The following is a 16,276-nucleotide window of genomic DNA, read 5'->3' as shown; positions in this document are numbered from 1 at the left end:
TCCCAGTTCCTTGCTCTGCCTGCTCTCCTATTGTCACTAGGGCTATGCTTCATTCCTGAGCGTGCCGTCCCTGCTTACTTCTTTTACATGAGTAACAAATTTGCCGGCTTGCTGTGGAGCTGGCTCCTTCTGCTCGCTTTCTCGATCGGAGCCCACGCCCAGGATCAACCCCCAACCCCGGCCGCGGTGCCGGCTCCGGCCGCTCAACCCGCTCCCTCCCCGGCAGCCGCGGCGGCGGCCCCCAAAATTGTACTGGATGGGCAGTGGAAAGGCGAGCTGCCGGTTCCCGGGGGCAGCTTACCCGTCGTTATTACGGTTACGGATCTGGCGGGCGGCGGCTATTTTGCCGTGCTCGACGTGCCGGCCCAGCGCATCAGTCACGCTATTCTGAACGTGGAGCAGCGCGCCGACACGCTGCTCTTCAGCTCCGATGAGCTGGGGTGCCGCTTCACCAGCCTGCGTTCGGCCGATGGCAAGCAGCTGGTCGGCCTCTGGAAGCTCCAAACGTATCAGACTCCGCTTACCTTGGTGTTTTCGGCCAAATCGGGCCCGTCGAAAAACTTCAAGTTTCCGCCGCCTTACCGGGTCGAAGAAGTATCCTTTACCAACCCGCAGGACAATATTCGGCTGAGTGGCACGCTGAGCGTACCGCCCGGGGAAGGTCCTTTTCCGGGTGTGGTGCTCCTCAGCGACATGGGCCCCCAGGACCGCGACGCAACGCAGGGTGAATTCAAAATGTTTGGCGCCCTGGCCGACTTCATGGCCCGCCACGGAGTTGCCGTTCTGCGCCTCGACGACCGGGGCGTGGGCCAGTCGCAGGGCGACTACACGACGGCAACTACCGCCGACCTGGTACGGGATGCGCAGCTGAGCCTGAATTATCTGCGGACCCGACCCCTGATTGACTTCGGGAAGCTGGGCCTGATCGGGCACGGCGAAGGTGGCAACGTAGCGCTGCTGGCCGCGGCTCAGCCCTTGCCCCCAGCCTTCGTAGTAACGCTGGCCGCTTCGGGCGTGGCGGGAAAGGATGTACTCAGCCAACAGGCCGCGGGCTTTTTGAAGGCCGGCGAAGCGGATACGGCCCAGGCCGCGCTGGTAAAAAAGCAGTTGCTCGACCAGTGGCTGCTCGACCAGAAAATTAAGCAGCTGCGAGCCAAGGGAGCTAATTCGGCCCAAATCCAGACCCTGGAAATTCAGCACAACATGCGCAAGCGCGAAGAAAGCAAGAAGCTGCAGGAGGCTATTGCCAAGAATCAGCGGGCGGTGCTGGACGTTATTCAGCAAACCACGGACAACACCCAGGCCCAGCCGATTGTGGCTAACATGCTGGCACAGTCGAACCCCGGCCTGGATGCTCCCCAGATCCAGACGCTCACGAACGTGCTGATCAGCCGCTGGTACCGCTCCTACCTTAATTTCGATCCGCAGCTGGAGTTGGGCAAAGTGAAGAGCCCGGTGCTGCTGCTGCACGGCACGGATGACCTCCAGGTAAACGTCAACAACCTGTCGTTGTTGGAGAAAGGCCTCAAAAGCAAGGGCAATAAGCTCGTGGAAGCCCGTCGTTTGCCGGGTATCAACCACCAGTTTCAGCCCCCGGCAACGGAATGGCCGCTGATGGGCGGGGAGCCCAAGCCCGTACTTTCGCCCCTGGTGCAGCAAACCATTCTCGACTGGATCAACCTTAAAGTGGCCAAATAGGCACCTGTCCGGTCTACCTCCGAAGCTCCCGGCCCGGCGGCCAGCTCGTTCCTCGTGTGGAACCAGCCGGCCGCCGGGCCGGGAGCTTTTTCGTGCCGGGGCGGCAGGCTACTTCAGGCTGTAAATACGCTCGATAATTTCTACCACTTTCAGGCCTTCCAAGGCGTTGGTGGTGGCAAAGCCCCGCTTTTGCACGGTATCCACCACGTTTTCAATCACCTGCACGTGGTTGGCGGCGCTGCCCTGGTAGGGACCATAGTCGTTGGCGGGGTTGGTGGGCGGCAGCGCGGGCAGCTGGTAGTCGCGCAGGTGGCAGTACTCCACCTTGTCCATGTACTGCCCCCCAATGCGCAGGCTGCCGTGCTCGGCCACCACGGTCAGGGAGCTTTCCAGGTTCCGGTCCCACACGGCGGTGCTGTACTGCAACGTGCCGCTGCCACCCCGCACCAAATCGAAGGTAACCAGGCCACTGTCCTCAAACTCGGTGACCTGCTGGTGGTTGAAGTCGCGGAAGCGGGCCGAAATGTTGGTGATGTCGCCGAAAACCCAGTAGAGCAAGTCGACGAAGTGGCTGAACTGGGTGAAGAGCGTGCCGCCATCCTGGGCCAGGGTGCCCTTCCAGCCACCGGCCTGGTAGTAGCGCGCGTCGCGGTTCCAGAAGCAGTTGATCTGGACCAGGTAAATCTGCCCCAGCCGGCCCTGCTCGTAGATTTGCTTGAGCCAGGAGGCGGGTGGCGAGTACCGGTTTTGCATGACCCCAAATACCAGCCGGCCGGTTTGCAGGGCCGTGTGCACAATGTCTTCGGCGTCGGCTTTGCGCAGGGCAATGGGCTTTTCAATCACCACGTGCAGGCCGCGGCGCAGGCCGGCAATGGCCTGGGGCGCGTGCAGGTGGTTGGGCGTGGCCACGGTCAGCACGTCGGCCAGCGGGCCCTGGGCAAGGTAGTCGGTGAGGGAGGTAAAGAAGGGCACGCCGGGAAACTCGGTGCTCAGCCGCTCCTGCAGCTCGGGCCGCGCGTCAATCAGGGCCACCAGTTCGGCCGCAGAGTGGGCTTGCACGAAGGAAGCGTGGCGGCGGCCAATATGACCCACTCCACAGATAACAAAACGAACGGGGGCAGCAGCAGTAGTACTCACAGACTGCGAATGTAGCGGAATGCACCGCGTGGCAGCTAGCCCAGCCCGAAAAAGTCCCTATCCTTCGCTCGGCCGCCTAGTTGCTCAGCCAGCAAACCCGAGCTTTCAGTATCCGGCCGCCGCCATTCAGCCAGCCGGCCTGTTTGGTAGTCAGCCTGAAAATAAGTTTGGAAAGTCGTGGAGCGCCTTAGTAGTGCGCCTCACGCTGGTACTTCGGCTTTCTGCTCCTGACTCATGCCTATCCGCCACGTTTTTGCGCTGCTACAATTCCTGCTGTTAGCCCTGGCTTGCCTGGGTGGGGCCTACGCGTTTAGCCGCCACACTCCGAGTCCGGCACCCCGCCAGGCTGCTCTTGCCCTTACGTACTCGCTCGGGGCCGCTGCTACGGCCGAGTAAAGCCATCGGCTCTGGGCGCGACGATGCCCAGCGGCAGCCTCTGGCCCCAGTGCCATCAGGAGGAACGGCCGGCAAAAAACGCTCGTACGGCCGCTGCAATGTAACCCTGTTGCTCCGGCATGAGCGAGGGGTGAATAGGCAAGGACAGCACCGTGCGGCACAGCGCTTCAGCCACCGGAAACTGCCCGGCCTGGTAGCCCAGGTACTGATACGCCGGCTGCAAGTGCGTGGGCACCGGATAATACACCACGCTGGGCACGCCCTGCTCCCGCAGAAACGCCTGCAGGGCGTCGCGCTGTCCGGCTTCTACCGTAACGGTATACTGGTGAAACACGTGGGTGCTGCGCGGGTCCCGCACCGGTAGCTGCACGCCCGGCACGGCGCCCAGGGCCTCATCATAATGCGCCGCGCCGCGCTGACGGGCCGCCGTCCAAACGGGCAGATGGCGGAGCTTGACTTGCAGCACGGCGGCCTGCAGGGTGTCGAGGCGGGAATTGAGCCCGATATGCTCGTGGTAATACTTGCGGGTTTGGCCGTGGTTGGCCAGCTGCCGCAAATACGTGGCCCGGGCTGCGTCGCGGGTAAACAACGCCCCCCCGTCGCCGAGTGCGCCCAGGTTTTTCGACGGAAAAAACGACGTGGTGCCTACTTCGCCCACCGTGCCGGCAAATGCAGCCTTTCCTTCGGTGAGCTGCCAGGTGGCGCCAATGGCCTGGGCGTTGTCTTCAATCAAGGCCAGCTGGTGCTGCCGGGCCAGCGCGGTGAGGGCCGTCAGGTCGGCGCACTGCCCGAACAGGTGGACGGCAATGATGGCGCCGGTGCGGGGCGTAATGGCCGCCGCCACGGCTGCCGGATCCAGGTTGAAAGTGTCGGGCAGCACGTCGGCGCACACGGGCCGCAGCCCCAGAATGGCCACGGCTTCCATGGTAGCCACGTAGGTGAAGGCGGGCACAATGACCTCGGCCCCGGCCGGCAGCCGCAGACTCATCAGGGCCAGCTGCAGAGCGTCGGTGCCGTTGCCGCAGGGAATTACCTGGGCCCCACCCAGGTAGGCGCCCAGCTCCTGGGCAAATTCGCCCACGGCCGGGCCCTGGATGAAGGCCGCTTGGCGGAGTACCTGCTGCAGGGCGGCGTCTAGCTCGGGTTGAATGGCAGCGTGCTGGGCGGCTAAGTCCAGCAGGTGAATGGGGGCAGTAGGCGTCGGCAACGGCGGAAGGAAAAGCGGGTTCTGGTCAAAGATAAAGCCTGCCATCAAACCAGGCTGGAAAAGCTCGGCGTGCAACCTCCGCCGGAAGCCTTGCGTTAAGCGGGCCAAGCGGCTGTATTAAAAGCCCGCTATATACTTCTCCCACCAACCGTTCCCTGCCATGTTCAAGAAGCACCTATCCATACACGCCCTCTCCGCCTTTCTGCTGCTTGGTGGGGCCACGTTCACCCAAACCAGCTGCTCCCAGGCCGATAAGAAAGAGGTTTCCCAGGACAGCAACCAGGCCTACGAAGACTTTAAAACCTTCGTCACCAGCGCCGAAACCAAGGCCGACAACGTAGCCGACCAGGCCGAAGCCGATTACGAGCGGGAAACGGCCGAAATGAAAAGCGAATTCGACGCCAAAGTAACGGCCGTGGATAAGTATGCCGACCAGTACGACGATACCCGCCGCCAGGAAATCGAGCAGCTGCGCACCCGCTACACCACGGCCTTCGACAAGCGCGACATGGCCTGGAAAAACCGGCCCAACGCGGTAGCCGGCACCGCTACGGGCGGCACCACCACGCGGCTCTATGAGCCGGCGGCCGGCAAGTACGGCGCCCTGACGGCAGCCAACATCCGCGGCACCTACGAGGCTTTTACGGCCCAGATCAAGGAAAATGAAAACCGCTACGGCATTGAGGACTGGCGCGCGGTAAATGCCGACTGGAAAGCCCTCGACGAGCGGTACGACCAAATCAAGAAGGACGTCAGCACCGCCGACCGGGCCGAAATTGCCAAGGAAAAGCTCAAGTACGCTGCCTTCAAGTCGTATGACAAAACCGAAGCCCGCGTGGCCCAGGGTGCCGATGCCGTGAGCGGCGAAGCCAAGGAAGTATCGGCCGACACCCGCGACGAGCGGCAGGCTGTGGGCACGGCCGCGTCCAATACGGCCACCGATGTGAAGGACGCCGGTAAAACCGTCGGTCAGAAAATTGGCAACGCGGCTAAGAAAGTCGGCGAAAAAACCAAGGAAGGCTACAAGGAAGTGAAGTCGGAGGTAAAGAACACCGATAACGACTAACCGCCCTTAACCCCTGATGAAAAAGCCCGTCTGCTTAGTGCAGGCGGGCTTTTTTGCGCTCTACTGGCTGGCCTAGCTCCTGCAGCAGCCAGTGCAGCTTCAGCAAGTCGAAGCGGCGCAGGTCAGGGCGGGCCGAGAGTAAGTTGCGACGCAGCGCGGGCAGCAGCAGGTGCACCGAGGCCTGCACAAATTTGCAGAGCTTGGTGCGGCGCACTTGCAGGGCCAGGCGCATCAGGCGGGTGTCGGCGCCGAGCTGCTCGTGCTGGTAGAGCAAGGCCAGGTTGCGCACGGCTTGGTGGCTTTTCTCCAAAAACACGGCGGCTGGCTCCAGCCCGTCGTGCAGTACGGGGTTGTCGAGGTGGCGCACCGGCACCTGGGCCTGGCGCAGCAGCCAGCCAAACTTGGTGTCTTCGTGGCCGTAGCGGGTCAGGTTTTCATCAAGGCCAAACTGCCGGAACACGGCCGCCTGAATCAGCAGGTTGTTGAGCGTAAGCTGGGCGTAGGGCTCTTTTTGCCGCTGCCGGGCCGGTCGGGCTTCCCGGGCGCGACCGTAGCGCCAGCGCAGGCGCAGCTCAGGCTCGGCCGGGGGCAGCGGGTCGTAGGTAGTGCCCCCCACCAGCACCGGCGCCAGGGCGCGGGCCTGGGCGTAGCGGGCCAGAAACTGGTCGTCGGGCAAGAGGCTGTCGTTGTCGAGCAGCAGCAGCCAGGGGTAGCGGGCGGCGGCGGCCAGCTGGTTGCGAATGGCCGAGCGGCCCACGTTACGGGGCAGCTCCTGGTAGCGCACGGCGGGCCACACGGTCAGCAGGCGGTTGAGCTCCTGGTAGTCGGGCGAAGAAGCATCGTCCAGGCACACGATTTCGGCGGGGCCGCCCCAGTCGGGCAACTGCTCCAGCAGCGTGCTGACCAGCGTCGTTACGTTGCGGTTATATACCGGAATCAGCACGGAAAGACCGGACTCTGGCATTGGTTATTCGGGCAAAGTCACCGTGGCGCGGGCCGAGTCGAGCAGCTGCCCATTCTCGCACTTGAGAATCCGCTTCGGGTACTGGCGGATAATCTGGTAGTTGTGCGTGGCCATGAGCACAGCCGTGCCGGCGTTGTTGATTTCCACGAACAGGCGCATGATACTGTCGGCCACGTCGGGGTCGAGGTTGCCGGTGGGCTCGTCGGCCAGCAGCAGCACCGGCTCGTTGAGCAGGGCCCGGGCAATGACCACGCGCTGCTGCTCGCCGCCGCTGAGCTGGTGGGGCATTTTGCTGGCGGCCCCGGCCAGGCCCACGCGCATGAGCACCTCGGAAATGCGCTGCTGAATCTTGGCCTTGCCACTCCAGCCGGTGGCCTTGAGCACGAACAGCAGGTTTTCGGCTACCGTCCGGTCGAAGAGCAGCTGAAAATCCTGGAAGATGATACCCAGCTTGCGGCGCAGGTAGGGCACCTTGTCGGAGCCCAGCTTCTGCAGGCCGTAGCCGGCCACGGTGCCCACGCCGCCGCCCATGGGCAGATCGGCGTAGAGCGTTTTGAGCAGGGAGCTTTTGCCCGAGCCCGTGCGCCCCACCAGGTAAGCAAACTCACCCTTGTCGAGCGTGAACGAGACCTTTTGCAGAATGGTGTTGACATCCTGCATCACGTACACATCGTGGAGCTCAATAACGGGCGCGGAGGAAGTGGGCATTCTGTGGTTAAAACGTAGAGCAAAGAAGTTAGGGCGGAGAACATAGGCGACTGGGACGTAGCCGTTTTGCCGGCCTTCGCCAGCGGCGTTTAGGCCAGCTCCAGCTTCTGCAGCTTACCGAACGAGAGGCCCTCAATCACGGCGGCCAGCGCCTCTTCCTTGCCTTCCAGCCCGTAGCGGTGCAAATCCTTCAGCGGCCGGTCGGCCCGGAAATAGGCAATGAGCACGAAGTTCTCGTCGCGCAACTGAATATAATCCGGAATCTTGGCCTTGCCCTTTACTTTGATGATGTACATCTCTCTAATGTGCTAATGTGAGCAATGTGCTAATGTGTTAGAATGAATTAAGCCACGCAAGCAGGTAGTGCATAGGACGCCTAGCTTATTAGCCCATTCACCCCACATTAGCACATCAGCACATTAATTAGGAATTGACCCGCTTGTGGTCGGCTAGGAAGGTGGCTAGGCCGTTGTCGGTGAGCGGGTGCTTGAGCAGGCCGGTGATGACGTTCAAGGGGCAGGTCACCACGTCGGCGCCCAGCTCAGCGCACTGAATCAGGTGGGGCACGTGGCGCACCGAGGCGGCCAGCACCTGGGTGGGGTAGCCGTAGTTGCTGAAGATATCCACGATTTGCTGCACCAGCAGCAGGCCGTCGTGCCCGATGTCGTCGAGGCGGCCCACGAAGGGCGACACGTACGTGGCGCCGGCTTTAGCAGCCAGCAGGGCCTGCCCAGCCGAGAAAATCAGGGTGCAGTTGGTTTTGATGCCTTTTTCGGAGAAGTACTTGATGGCCTTCACCCCGTCGCGGGTCATGGGCACCTTCACCACGATGTTGGGGTGCAAATCGGCCAGCATCTCCCCTTCCCGCACCATTTCTGCGAAGTCTACGGCAATGACCTCGGCCGATACGTCGCCATCCACGATTTCGCAGATCTGCTTGTAGTGAGCCATAACGTTGTCGGTGCCCTTGATGCCTTCTTTGGCCATCAACGACGGATTGGTGGTCACGCCGTCGAGTACGCCGAGGTCCACGGCATCTTGAATATCCTTGAGGTTGGCGGTGTCGATGAAGAATTTCATGCGGGAATTGGGTTAAAAAAGAATGCCCCAAAGCTAACCGTTTGCCGGCAAATGCGGCTACGCGGAAGCGTTGGGGACAGGACAAAAAAATAGCGAGCCAAAATCGCACCGCTCAACCACTTACCCTTGCTACCTTCCGGTCCTGGGGGAGTTCAGCAGGAGCTGGTCGTTCTGACTCGCCGCTGCAAATATACGCGGCTTATTTTCCAGAAAGCACAAATGGCGTCAAGATTTTTGTCTCGACGCCATTTACTGCCAGATACTCAGGCTATTTATTTTTCCCAAAAGCCGGTTTTTAGTTCTTCCAGGCCTTGTTGGCGGCCTTGCTTTGCTTCTTGAGCTGCTTCTGGTAATTCTCAATCGGGTCGAGGCGGAAGGTTGTGGGGTGCAGCGTATTGATGGGAAGCTGCATTTCCTGGTAACCCGCGTAGCTGGCCCGCAGCACCGGCGTGGCCGCCGTCGACTGAATCATGAACTGTCCGTCGGCGTTGGTAGTAATGACTTCGCCCTTCTCGGAAATGACCGTGGCGCCGGCCAGCGGCTTGCCTTCTTCGTTGAGTACGTAGCCCGTGAGGGTTTTAACGGCGTTTTTAGCGGGAGCAGCAGACTTTTTCACTACTTCCGCAGTGCTCGGGGCCGGGGCTACGGCGGCTACTTGCTCGGCCCCCGACTTGGCTTGGGCGGGCGCGGCTTTGGGTGCCGATTGAGCGGCTACGACCAGGGGAAAAACAACGCAGGCAAGGCTGCCAACAGTACGGATCAGGTATTTCATTCAGACTGGGGTAAGATGAAAAATACTCGCCACCCGGCTGGACCGGCCGGCAAATGACGCTCTTGTACGGTAATTCAGAAACTTTGGCGGGCTGGACCGCAGATAAAATTCGGGCGTAGGCCGGCGGGGAATAAACGTCCAAAAGCCCGCGGCCGGTATGGCCGCGGGCTTTTGAGAAATACAGACGGTGGCAATCAGCTAGTGGCGGCTGCTTTTTTCCAGCTTCTTGCGGTTGGCAGCCGGGAGCAGCTGCACGCTGGCGGGCAAGAAGTTGCTGGCTTTCAGCTGCTGATCTTCGTAGCCAGCGTAACTGAAGGTGAGCGTGTGTACCCCCGTGGGGGCTTCGAGGCGGTATTCGCCCTTGGCGTCGGTGCTGGCAAAGGCCGCGGCATCCTTGATAAAGACGACCACGCCGGCCAGGGGCTTCTGGTTCTCGTCCAGAACCCGGCCCGTGAGCGTAGCCATTTCAACTGCCGGAGCGGCGCTGTCGGCGGCGGGAGTAGCGGCCGGCTCCTCCTCGGTTGTGACGGGAGCTTCCGGGGTGGCTTCGGCGGCGGGCACGGGGCGCGGGGCAGCCTGCTTTTCTACCTGGGCCGCAATCAGCGAGGCGTTGGAATTCGTCGTCTGGGCCAGGGCCGTAACGGCGGGCCCGAGCAGGCAGAAAAGCCCAAATACGCGGAGAGTGTGGGACATGGGAGAGTTTTTTTAACCGAAAATATGCTCAAAGATGCGTCAACAGCCCGGCCCAGAAAAGGCTAAACCATTGGTAGCTGTGATGTTGACAATACGGATATTACATAGTAAAAAACCTATTTTAAGCTCGGTTTTGGGCTGTTTCCGGGTCGTTTGCCGTACCCAGACTAGTGAATTGTGACATTAATATTTCAGAGCCGCTATGTTAAGCTACCGGTGAAATGATAACACCCGAGCGTTTTGCGCACGTGGCGCCGGTCCGTACCTTTGCGCATGCCTCAACAGATTTTAATTCTCGATTTCGGCTCCCAGTACACCCAGCTCATTGCCCGACGCATTCGGGAATTGAACGTTTACTGCGAGATTCATCCGTTTACCCACGCCCCGGACCTCACTGAGGATATCCGGGGCGTTGTGCTTTCAGGAAGCCCCTGCTCGGTGCGCGACCCGGAAGCGCCCAACCCCGATTTGAGCCGCTACCTGGGCAAGGTGCCGGTACTGGGCGTGTGCTACGGCGCCCAGCTGCTGGCCAACCAGAACGGCGGCGAGGTGCTGCCGGCCACCATCCGGGAGTACGGCCGGGCCCGCCTCAGCCACCTCGACAGCACCAATCCGCTGATGCGGGAACTGACCGGCGGCTCCCAGGTCTGGATGTCGCACGGCGACACAATTAAGTCCCTACCCGCGGGCTTCGAAATCATTGCCAGCACCCCGGAAGTGGACGTGGCCGCTTACCACGTGCAAGGCCAGCCGACCTACGGCATCCAGTTTCACCCCGAGGTGACGCACTCCACCGAGGGCAAGCTGCTGATGCGCAACTTCGTGGTCGACATCTGCGGCTGCGACCAAAGCTGGACGCCCGAGCACTTCGTGGATAGCATGGTGCTGGCGTTGCAAAATACCATTGGCCCCGACGACAAGGTGATTCTGGGCCTTTCGGGCGGCGTCGATTCCTCGGTGGCGGCCCTGCTGCTGCACCGGGCCATTGGGCCGCGGCTGCACGGCATTTTCGTCAATAACGGGCTGCTGCGCAAGGACGAGTTTGAGAGCGTACTGCACTCCTATAAGGACCTGGGCCTGAACGTGCGCGGGGTGGATGCCTCCGCGGAGTTTTACGCCGCTTTGGCCGGTATCAGTGACCCGGAGGGCAAGCGCAAGGCCATTGGCCGCACTTTCGTGGAAATATTCGACCAGGAAGCTCAGAAAGTAGAGGGTGCCCGGTGGCTGGCCCAGGGCACGATTTATCCGGACGTCATTGAGTCGGTGTCGGTGAAAGGGCCGGCCGTGACCATCAAGAGCCACCACAACGTGGGCGGTTTGCCGGAGAAGATGAACCTGAAAATCGTGGAGCCGTTGCGGGCCTTGTTCAAGGACGAGGTGCGGCAGGTGGGCGACGCGCTGGAGCTGCCCCACAACATTCTGCACCGTCACCCCTTCCCCGGCCCCGGCCTGGGCATCCGAATTTTGGGCGACGTGACCCCGCACAAAGTGGACTTGCTGCAGCGGGCCGACGCTATTTTCATCGACGGCCTGCGCGAGTTTGGCCTCTACGAGCAGGTGTGGCAGGCCGGCGTGATGCTGCTGCCGATTCAGAGCGTGGGCGTGATGGGCGACGAGCGGACCTACGAGCAGGTAGTAGCCCTGCGCGCCGTAACCAGCGTGGACGGTATGACGGCCGACTGGGCCCACCTCCCCTACGACTTCCTGGCCCACGTGTCGAACAAAATCATCAACCAGGTGCGCGGCATCAACCGCGTGGTGTACGACATCAGCTCCAAACCCCCAGCGACGATTGAGTGGGAATAGCGGTGAATTGGTGAGCTAGTGAAATAGTGAGTTGATTCTATTGTCCGCAAAAAGGCTGTCCTGGGGTTCCAGGGCAGCCTTTTTCTATGAACTACCGGCCCCGAAAGCCGGGTATTGGTGGCGCGCTTACCTTTGCAGGTCACCTACATCTGGACGCTGATGCTCTTTATTGCCCTGCTGGTTGGTTTGGTAAGCTTGTGGATGGCCTGGCCGGGCTTGCGGCGGACGGCCGGCACTTCGCCCGTAAGCTACGCCCTGCGCTGGGGGCTGTTTGGCCTGCTACTGGGCAGCACGCTGTTTCTGCTGTACCTGTTCTACGGGCTGAAAACCGGGGCCGGAACGCACTAGCGCGAAGCCAGCGTTACTTCGTTAGCTCCAGTAATGCCTGGCCCCGGTATTCAAATGCAGTGCTGTCCTGCCTGGTTTGACGCATCAAGTAATTCAGATAGAGATGCAGCACCGCTTGGTTTCCCCGGGCCGTGAGGGATAATTCCGAGGGCGGAAGCGGTACACCCTCGACGTTATTCTCCGTATTCTTAGCATGTTGCCGCGCCAGCGAATCGGCCAGGGCTCCGACGGGCGCAGTCAGCAGCAACTGCCACTGGCCATTGCCTTGGAGCTTTTCCAGCCGCAGTTGCCGCTGCCCGCCCGTGCTGCGAAGGCGAAAAGAGCCTTCCGCCAACTGGTATAGGCCGAGCGTATCGTTGTTGTTTTGGGGGTAGTGCTCCAGCGCGCTCAACCAATAGCGCCCTTGGCCCAGTGCCTGGGCCGTGCGCTGCTCGCTATAAAAGGAGGCTATAGTTATGCTGTTATTCGTGTCCTCGTCGCCGTAGTAAAAGCGGCTTGCCCGCTCAAGGTGGCTGAGGGCAAACAGGCGGTCAGTCTGCCAGTTTTCCTGCTCGTGACGGCTCTGCTTGAGCACGGAGTCGGGCAGCTGCAGGGAAGCGGTGAAAAAGGGCTGGAGCTGGTCCACGGCCTGCCGGTCCGTAAAAAACTCGAAGATGGATGTAAGCCGCTTCCGGGCCGCCAGCGGCAGCTTGGGTACCCGCACTCCGGCCGAATCCAGCTTGCCGTTCTGCAGCAGCTTGTACTGCGCGGCCAGGCGCAACAGTTCGTGCTGCTGGCTGCGTTCGGCCACGGCCGAGGCGCTCCAGGGCCCCAGCAGGGTAAGCAAAGCCACTACCGCCAGGGACGCCGGAATCCAGATGATGCCCCGCCCCTGTCGCCAGAGAAAATACCCCAGCATGAGGGCCAGCCACCCGGCCAGCACCAGCACGTAGTACCGCTCCTCGGTGATGCCGTAGGCCCGGATTCGGGTGTTGATGGCCACCACCAACAAGCCCAGCAGCGGCAGCAACGCCCGGTAAAACCAGCGGGAGAAAGTCCGGATCCAGGTATTTTCGGCCGCGTCGCGGATGGGGTGAATGAGCAGCAAAGCAAAGATACCGGCTACTGAAAAGGCCAGAATCAGCAACGAAACCCAGCCTTTGGGCAACTCCCACTGCACCAGAATCCGGGCCAGGTACGCGTAGAGAATTCCCAGGTACAGCACCACCAGCGGCAGGAGCACAAACTGGGTAAAAACCTTCAGGCCCTTGGGATACGGTGCTTCCTGTTCCAGGGCGGCAAAGTCCTGGGGCACGCCGGCCAGGAAAAACCAGGTGTTGAACACCGTGGCCAGCACCGTAAATAAGTAGCCGTAGATGTTGTGGGGAAGCCTGACTTCAAACAAGTTCTGGATAGCCACCAGCGCCAGGGCACAACCGGCGTACAGCACGCCCGAGTAGAGGCCGGCGGTGAGAATACGCAGAAACAGGGTTTCGTTGTAGCGCCAGAAGCCGGGCGTATCGGCCTCGCGGCGCAGCTCAGGCAGGTAGGGCACCACGGCTACCAGCAGGTGCAAGGCCACCAGCAGCACGAACAGCCGCAGCCCCCACACCAGGTCGGGCTGGGGCGGGCAGGTGGCGTACCACAGCCCCAGCAGGCTCACCGCTCCCAGCAGGGCCGCCCGCTTGCCGGGCGTGGTCCAGCGGTAACGCTCGGCGGCCAGCGCCGTGCTGAGCGTCAGCGTCAGGCCCAGCCCGGCCGTGGAGAAAAGCGGGAATAGCCAGTCGAGTTTTTGCTCCTCCCGATAATCGAGGCTGATGGTAAAGATACCCGCCCCGCACAAAACCAGGGCGCAGAGCAACGTGAGCGGAAAACGGCGCACCACCCGGTCCGCTTCGGTCACCAGGTGTTGCAGGGAAGGCAGTTTCATAGGATATACTGAATATAGGCGGCAAGAAACGGCTTTCTGCTGAGTAAACTGGACCGTGGCACCGGCTCAACGGCCTTTATTTCCGAATTGCCCAACTGGCTAGGTCTGAACTCCCGCCGGGGCGTATCTTTGCCATGGTGCCGCTTATTGGCAATCCCCCGTTGTCCCTTCTGACAAATGCTTGTGAACCCGCTCCGGGTTGGGCCCCGCGCCATTCTTACCGCGTTGCTCCTCATCTGCTGCCTTGCCACCCAAGCCCAGCACCTCTACTCCCCCGCTGCCAGCCCCACTCCCGACCGGCCCAGCACCCACGGCATGCTGATCTTCGGCACCCAGCAGGTGTTTGCCTCTCACCTACCCATGTTTCACAGTCCGCACAACTACCAGGTGGTGCTGGAACTGGAGCTCGGCGACTCGGCCCAAACGTCGTACCGGGCCAGCCGCCAGCTTTTTCCCCAGGAAACGGTGTACACCCTGGAGCCCGAGCCGTTTGTATTGCCCGAGCTGGTGCAGCAGCCCCGGCCGTTTCGGGCCACGCTCTACCGCGGGCATTTCGAGCGGGGCGGCACGCCCATTGCCCGCCAGCTTACGGTGCGCATCAAGCAGGTGCTCTACTTCGAGCAGCTCAATCCCAAGGCCCACCCCCGGCCGGCTCTGCTGCTGCTGGGCCAGGGCTTCGAGCAGTTTGTGGTACACCGCGTGGCCGGCCGGCCCGATTTCGACCAGGTAGTGCAGCTGCGGGAACAAAGCCGGGTGGGCATCCTGGGCCGGCCCGAGCCGCCGTTGCAGGTATTTTTCATAAAAGCGGCCAAGCTCCCCCTCCAAGCCGGGCAGGAACTGCGGCTGCGGCCCGCCGCGGGCGGAAAACCAAGCTCCCGCCGGGTTAGCCACAGCCTTTACCTCGAACACGACGACCTGCGCTAGCCATGCGAATTCACTGTTACCAGCACGCGGCTTTCGAAACGCCGGGCATCCTGCTCGACTGGGCGGCCCGCCACGGCCACCCCTGGACCTACACCCGCCTTTACGAGCCCGACCCACAGTTTCCCGCCCCGGCCGACTACGACTGGCTGCTGGTGCTGGGTGGGGTGATGGGCGTGCACGAGGAAGCCGAGTATGCGTGGCTACGGGCCGAAAAAGCGGGCATCCGGGCGGCTATTGGGGCGGGCAAGGTGGTGCTGGGCATCTGCCTGGGCGCCCAGCTGCTGGCCGAGGCCCTGGGCGCAACGGTGTACCGTAATCCGGACCTGGAAATCGGGTTCTGGCCCCTGGCCCCCGACCCGGCCGCTACACGGCAGCCCCTGTTCAGCCATTTCACCCAGCCCCTGACCGTGCTGCACTGGCACGGCGACACCTTCGAGCTGCCGGCGGGTGCGGGGCCCCTGGGTTCGTCGGCGGCCTGCGCCCGGCAAGGTTTCGGGTTCGACAACCGGGTGGTGGGCCTGCAGTTCCACCCCGAACTCACGCCCGACATACTGGCTCAGATGCTGCACCACGACGGCCACGAGCTGCTGCCCGGCCCTTGGGTGCAGCCGGCGGCCGAATTGCAGCGGCGCAGCGCGGAGCTGGCGGCCGGCAACGCCTTTCTCCTAGAGCTGGTGGATAAGCTGGCAGCCTTGAATCGGTAAATCAGAGCCCGGCGGAGGCTATTCGGCCGGCGTGGTGCTCAGGCGGCCCATCAGGCGCACGGTGCTGTAGCCGATGAGTAGAAAGACGCCGAAGAGCAGCGTCACGCCCCAGGTGCGCGGGTGGGCGGCCGGGTGCAGCACCCGGTTCAGAATGTCGTAGAAGAGCGTGAGCGGGTTAGTCACAATGTCCCAGCTGTTGAAGCGCAGAAACCGGCCCAGGTAGATACCGAAGCTGCTCAGCAGCAACGCCACCACCACGAACACCCAGCTGGCGGCCGCGCCCAGGCGGCGCTGCACCAGGTTTTGCATGTCGAGCAGGGAGGCGTAGGCCAGCATCAGCCCGTTCCAGGCGCAGGTCAGAATCAGGGCCAGGTCGTACCAGTAAGGCACGCCGGCCCGGGGTTCGAGGTGGAATAAGTCGGTGAGGATGTAGGGCGCGTTGGGAAAAAACAGCAGCCACACGGCCCCCACCGGCAGCAGCACCCGGGCCCGCACCGGCCCGGCGGCCAGCCCCAGCATGGTGCTCAGCCCGAAGGGCACCAAGGCCAGAAACAGGTTCCAGAGCAGGAATACGAAATATACCTGGTGGGTCAGGAACACGCGGAACACGACCAGCACCACGCTCAGCGTGAGTGAGGCACCCAGCACCAGCAGCAGGTTGAGGCGCTGGCGGAGCTCGGGTTGGGAAAAAGCAGCGGCGGAAGTAGACATACGGCTCGTAACGAAAAGGCAGGGGCGGCAGTATGGGCCGGCCGCCGATAAGGCGGGTAAAATACAACCCAAATCGGACTCCTACATCTTCCCGCCCGATCCTACGTACCTTTGCCCGAATGTTGCCGGCCGAGGGTTTGGCCGGCAGCTCCC

At 62.1% G+C, this 16,276-nt stretch carries 17 protein-coding genes and 1 other RNA gene; 7 read left to right on the top strand and 11 right to left on the bottom strand.

What is annotated here, in order from left to right; translation table 11 throughout:
- Positions 1-87 precede the first annotated feature (87 nt).
- Positions 88-1,698, top strand: a complete 1,611-nt coding sequence (locus CLV45_RS05725) for an alpha/beta hydrolase (protein ID WP_100335422.1) — start codon at positions 88-90, stop codon at positions 1,696-1,698.
- A 108-nt stretch (positions 1,699-1,806) separates the two neighbouring features.
- On the opposite strand, the gene CLV45_RS05720 is transcribed toward CLV45_RS05725, so the two are convergent.
- Positions 1,807-2,835: a Gfo/Idh/MocA family protein gene (locus tag CLV45_RS05720; protein WP_100335421.1), complete on the bottom strand. Its 1,029-nt coding sequence runs from the start codon at positions 2,833-2,835 to the stop codon at positions 1,807-1,809.
- 234 nt (positions 2,836-3,069) lie between these two features.
- Here CLV45_RS05720 and CLV45_RS24830 point away from each other — a divergent pair, with 234 nt between their 5' ends.
- Positions 3,070-3,231 carry a hypothetical protein gene (locus CLV45_RS24830; RefSeq protein WP_157807314.1) on the top strand — a complete coding sequence of 54 codons (162 nt, stop codon included), beginning with the start codon at positions 3,070-3,072 and terminating at the stop codon, positions 3,229-3,231.
- A 55-nt stretch (positions 3,232-3,286) separates the two neighbouring features.
- On the opposite strand, the gene CLV45_RS05715 is transcribed toward CLV45_RS24830, so the two are convergent.
- On the bottom strand, positions 3,287-4,438 hold the full coding sequence (locus CLV45_RS05715) for a DegT/DnrJ/EryC1/StrS family aminotransferase (RefSeq protein ID WP_245882701.1): 1,152 nt from the start codon (positions 4,436-4,438) through the stop codon (positions 3,287-3,289).
- A 160-nt stretch (positions 4,439-4,598) separates the two neighbouring features.
- On the opposite strand from CLV45_RS05715, the gene CLV45_RS05710 reads away from it, so the two are divergent.
- The gene (locus tag CLV45_RS05710) at positions 4,599-5,504 is read left to right on the top strand and encodes a hypothetical protein (RefSeq protein WP_100335419.1); all 906 of its coding nucleotides are present in this window, start codon (positions 4,599-4,601) and stop codon (positions 5,502-5,504) included.
- Between the two features lie 34 nt (positions 5,505-5,538).
- Here the strand turns inward: CLV45_RS05710 and CLV45_RS05705 are convergent, their stop codons facing one another.
- The 7 genes from CLV45_RS05705 to CLV45_RS05675 all read right to left on the bottom strand — a co-directional run bounded on the left by CLV45_RS05705 (position 5,539) and on the right by CLV45_RS05675 (position 9,721).
- A complete protein-coding gene (locus CLV45_RS05705; RefSeq protein ID WP_100335418.1) occupies positions 5,539-6,468 on the bottom strand; it encodes a glycosyltransferase family 2 protein in 930 nt (309 codons plus the stop codon).
- Positions 6,469-6,471: 3 nt separating this feature from the next.
- Positions 6,472-7,176: a cell division ATP-binding protein FtsE gene (locus CLV45_RS05700; RefSeq protein ID WP_100335417.1), complete on the bottom strand. Its 705-nt coding sequence runs from the start codon at positions 7,174-7,176 to the stop codon at positions 6,472-6,474.
- Positions 7,177-7,265: 89 nt separating this feature from the next.
- Entirely contained in the window at positions 7,266-7,472 is a 207-nt protein-coding gene (locus CLV45_RS05695; RefSeq protein ID WP_100335416.1) for a fructose-6-phosphate aldolase, read from the bottom strand.
- A 127-nt stretch (positions 7,473-7,599) separates the two neighbouring features.
- Positions 7,600-8,256, bottom strand: coding sequence for a fructose-6-phosphate aldolase (gene fsa / locus CLV45_RS05690; RefSeq protein ID WP_100335415.1), 657 nt, complete (start codon positions 8,254-8,256; stop codon positions 7,600-7,602).
- An 86-nt stretch (positions 8,257-8,342) separates the two neighbouring features.
- An RNA gene (gene ffs, locus CLV45_RS05685) (signal recognition particle sRNA small type) lies at positions 8,343-8,439 on the bottom strand.
- A 112-nt stretch (positions 8,440-8,551) separates the two neighbouring features.
- A complete protein-coding gene (locus CLV45_RS05680) occupies positions 8,552-9,028 on the bottom strand; it encodes a carboxypeptidase-like regulatory domain-containing protein (RefSeq protein WP_100335414.1) in 477 nt (158 codons plus the stop codon).
- Between the two features lie 198 nt (positions 9,029-9,226).
- Positions 9,227-9,721: a carboxypeptidase-like regulatory domain-containing protein gene (locus CLV45_RS05675; protein ID WP_100335413.1), complete on the bottom strand. Its 495-nt coding sequence runs from the start codon at positions 9,719-9,721 to the stop codon at positions 9,227-9,229.
- Between the two features lie 273 nt (positions 9,722-9,994).
- Between CLV45_RS05675 and guaA the strand changes: the two genes are divergently transcribed.
- Positions 9,995-11,527, top strand: coding sequence for a glutamine-hydrolyzing GMP synthase (guaA, locus tag CLV45_RS05670; protein WP_100335412.1), 1,533 nt, complete (start codon positions 9,995-9,997; stop codon positions 11,525-11,527).
- A 132-nt stretch (positions 11,528-11,659) separates the two neighbouring features.
- Positions 11,660-11,875, top strand: a complete 216-nt coding sequence (locus CLV45_RS05665) for a hypothetical protein (protein WP_170061815.1) — start codon at positions 11,660-11,662, stop codon at positions 11,873-11,875.
- Positions 11,876-11,888: 13 nt separating this feature from the next.
- On the opposite strand, the gene CLV45_RS05660 is transcribed toward CLV45_RS05665, so the two are convergent.
- Entirely contained in the window at positions 11,889-13,784 is a 1,896-nt protein-coding gene (locus tag CLV45_RS05660) for a DUF4153 domain-containing protein (protein WP_100335410.1), read from the bottom strand.
- 183 nt (positions 13,785-13,967) lie between these two features.
- Between CLV45_RS05660 and CLV45_RS05655 the strand changes: the two genes are divergently transcribed.
- A complete protein-coding gene (locus tag CLV45_RS05655) occupies positions 13,968-14,708 on the top strand; it encodes a hypothetical protein (protein ID WP_157807312.1) in 741 nt (246 codons plus the stop codon).
- Between the two features lie 2 nt (positions 14,709-14,710).
- On the top strand, positions 14,711-15,412 hold the full coding sequence (locus CLV45_RS05650) for a type 1 glutamine amidotransferase (RefSeq protein WP_100335408.1): 702 nt from the start codon (positions 14,711-14,713) through the stop codon (positions 15,410-15,412).
- Positions 15,413-15,430: 18 nt separating this feature from the next.
- Here the strand turns inward: CLV45_RS05650 and CLV45_RS05645 are convergent, their stop codons facing one another.
- On the bottom strand, positions 15,431-16,123 hold the full coding sequence (locus tag CLV45_RS05645) for a DUF1361 domain-containing protein (RefSeq protein WP_100335407.1): 693 nt from the start codon (positions 16,121-16,123) through the stop codon (positions 15,431-15,433).
- Positions 16,124-16,276 lie beyond the last annotated feature (153 nt).

Origin of the sequence: Hymenobacter chitinivorans DSM 11115, assembly GCF_002797555.1 — a bacterium.
Classification (GTDB): domain Bacteria; phylum Bacteroidota; class Bacteroidia; order Cytophagales; family Hymenobacteraceae; genus Hymenobacter; species Hymenobacter chitinivorans.
This window is presented reverse-complemented; position numbering and strand designations above follow the sequence as displayed.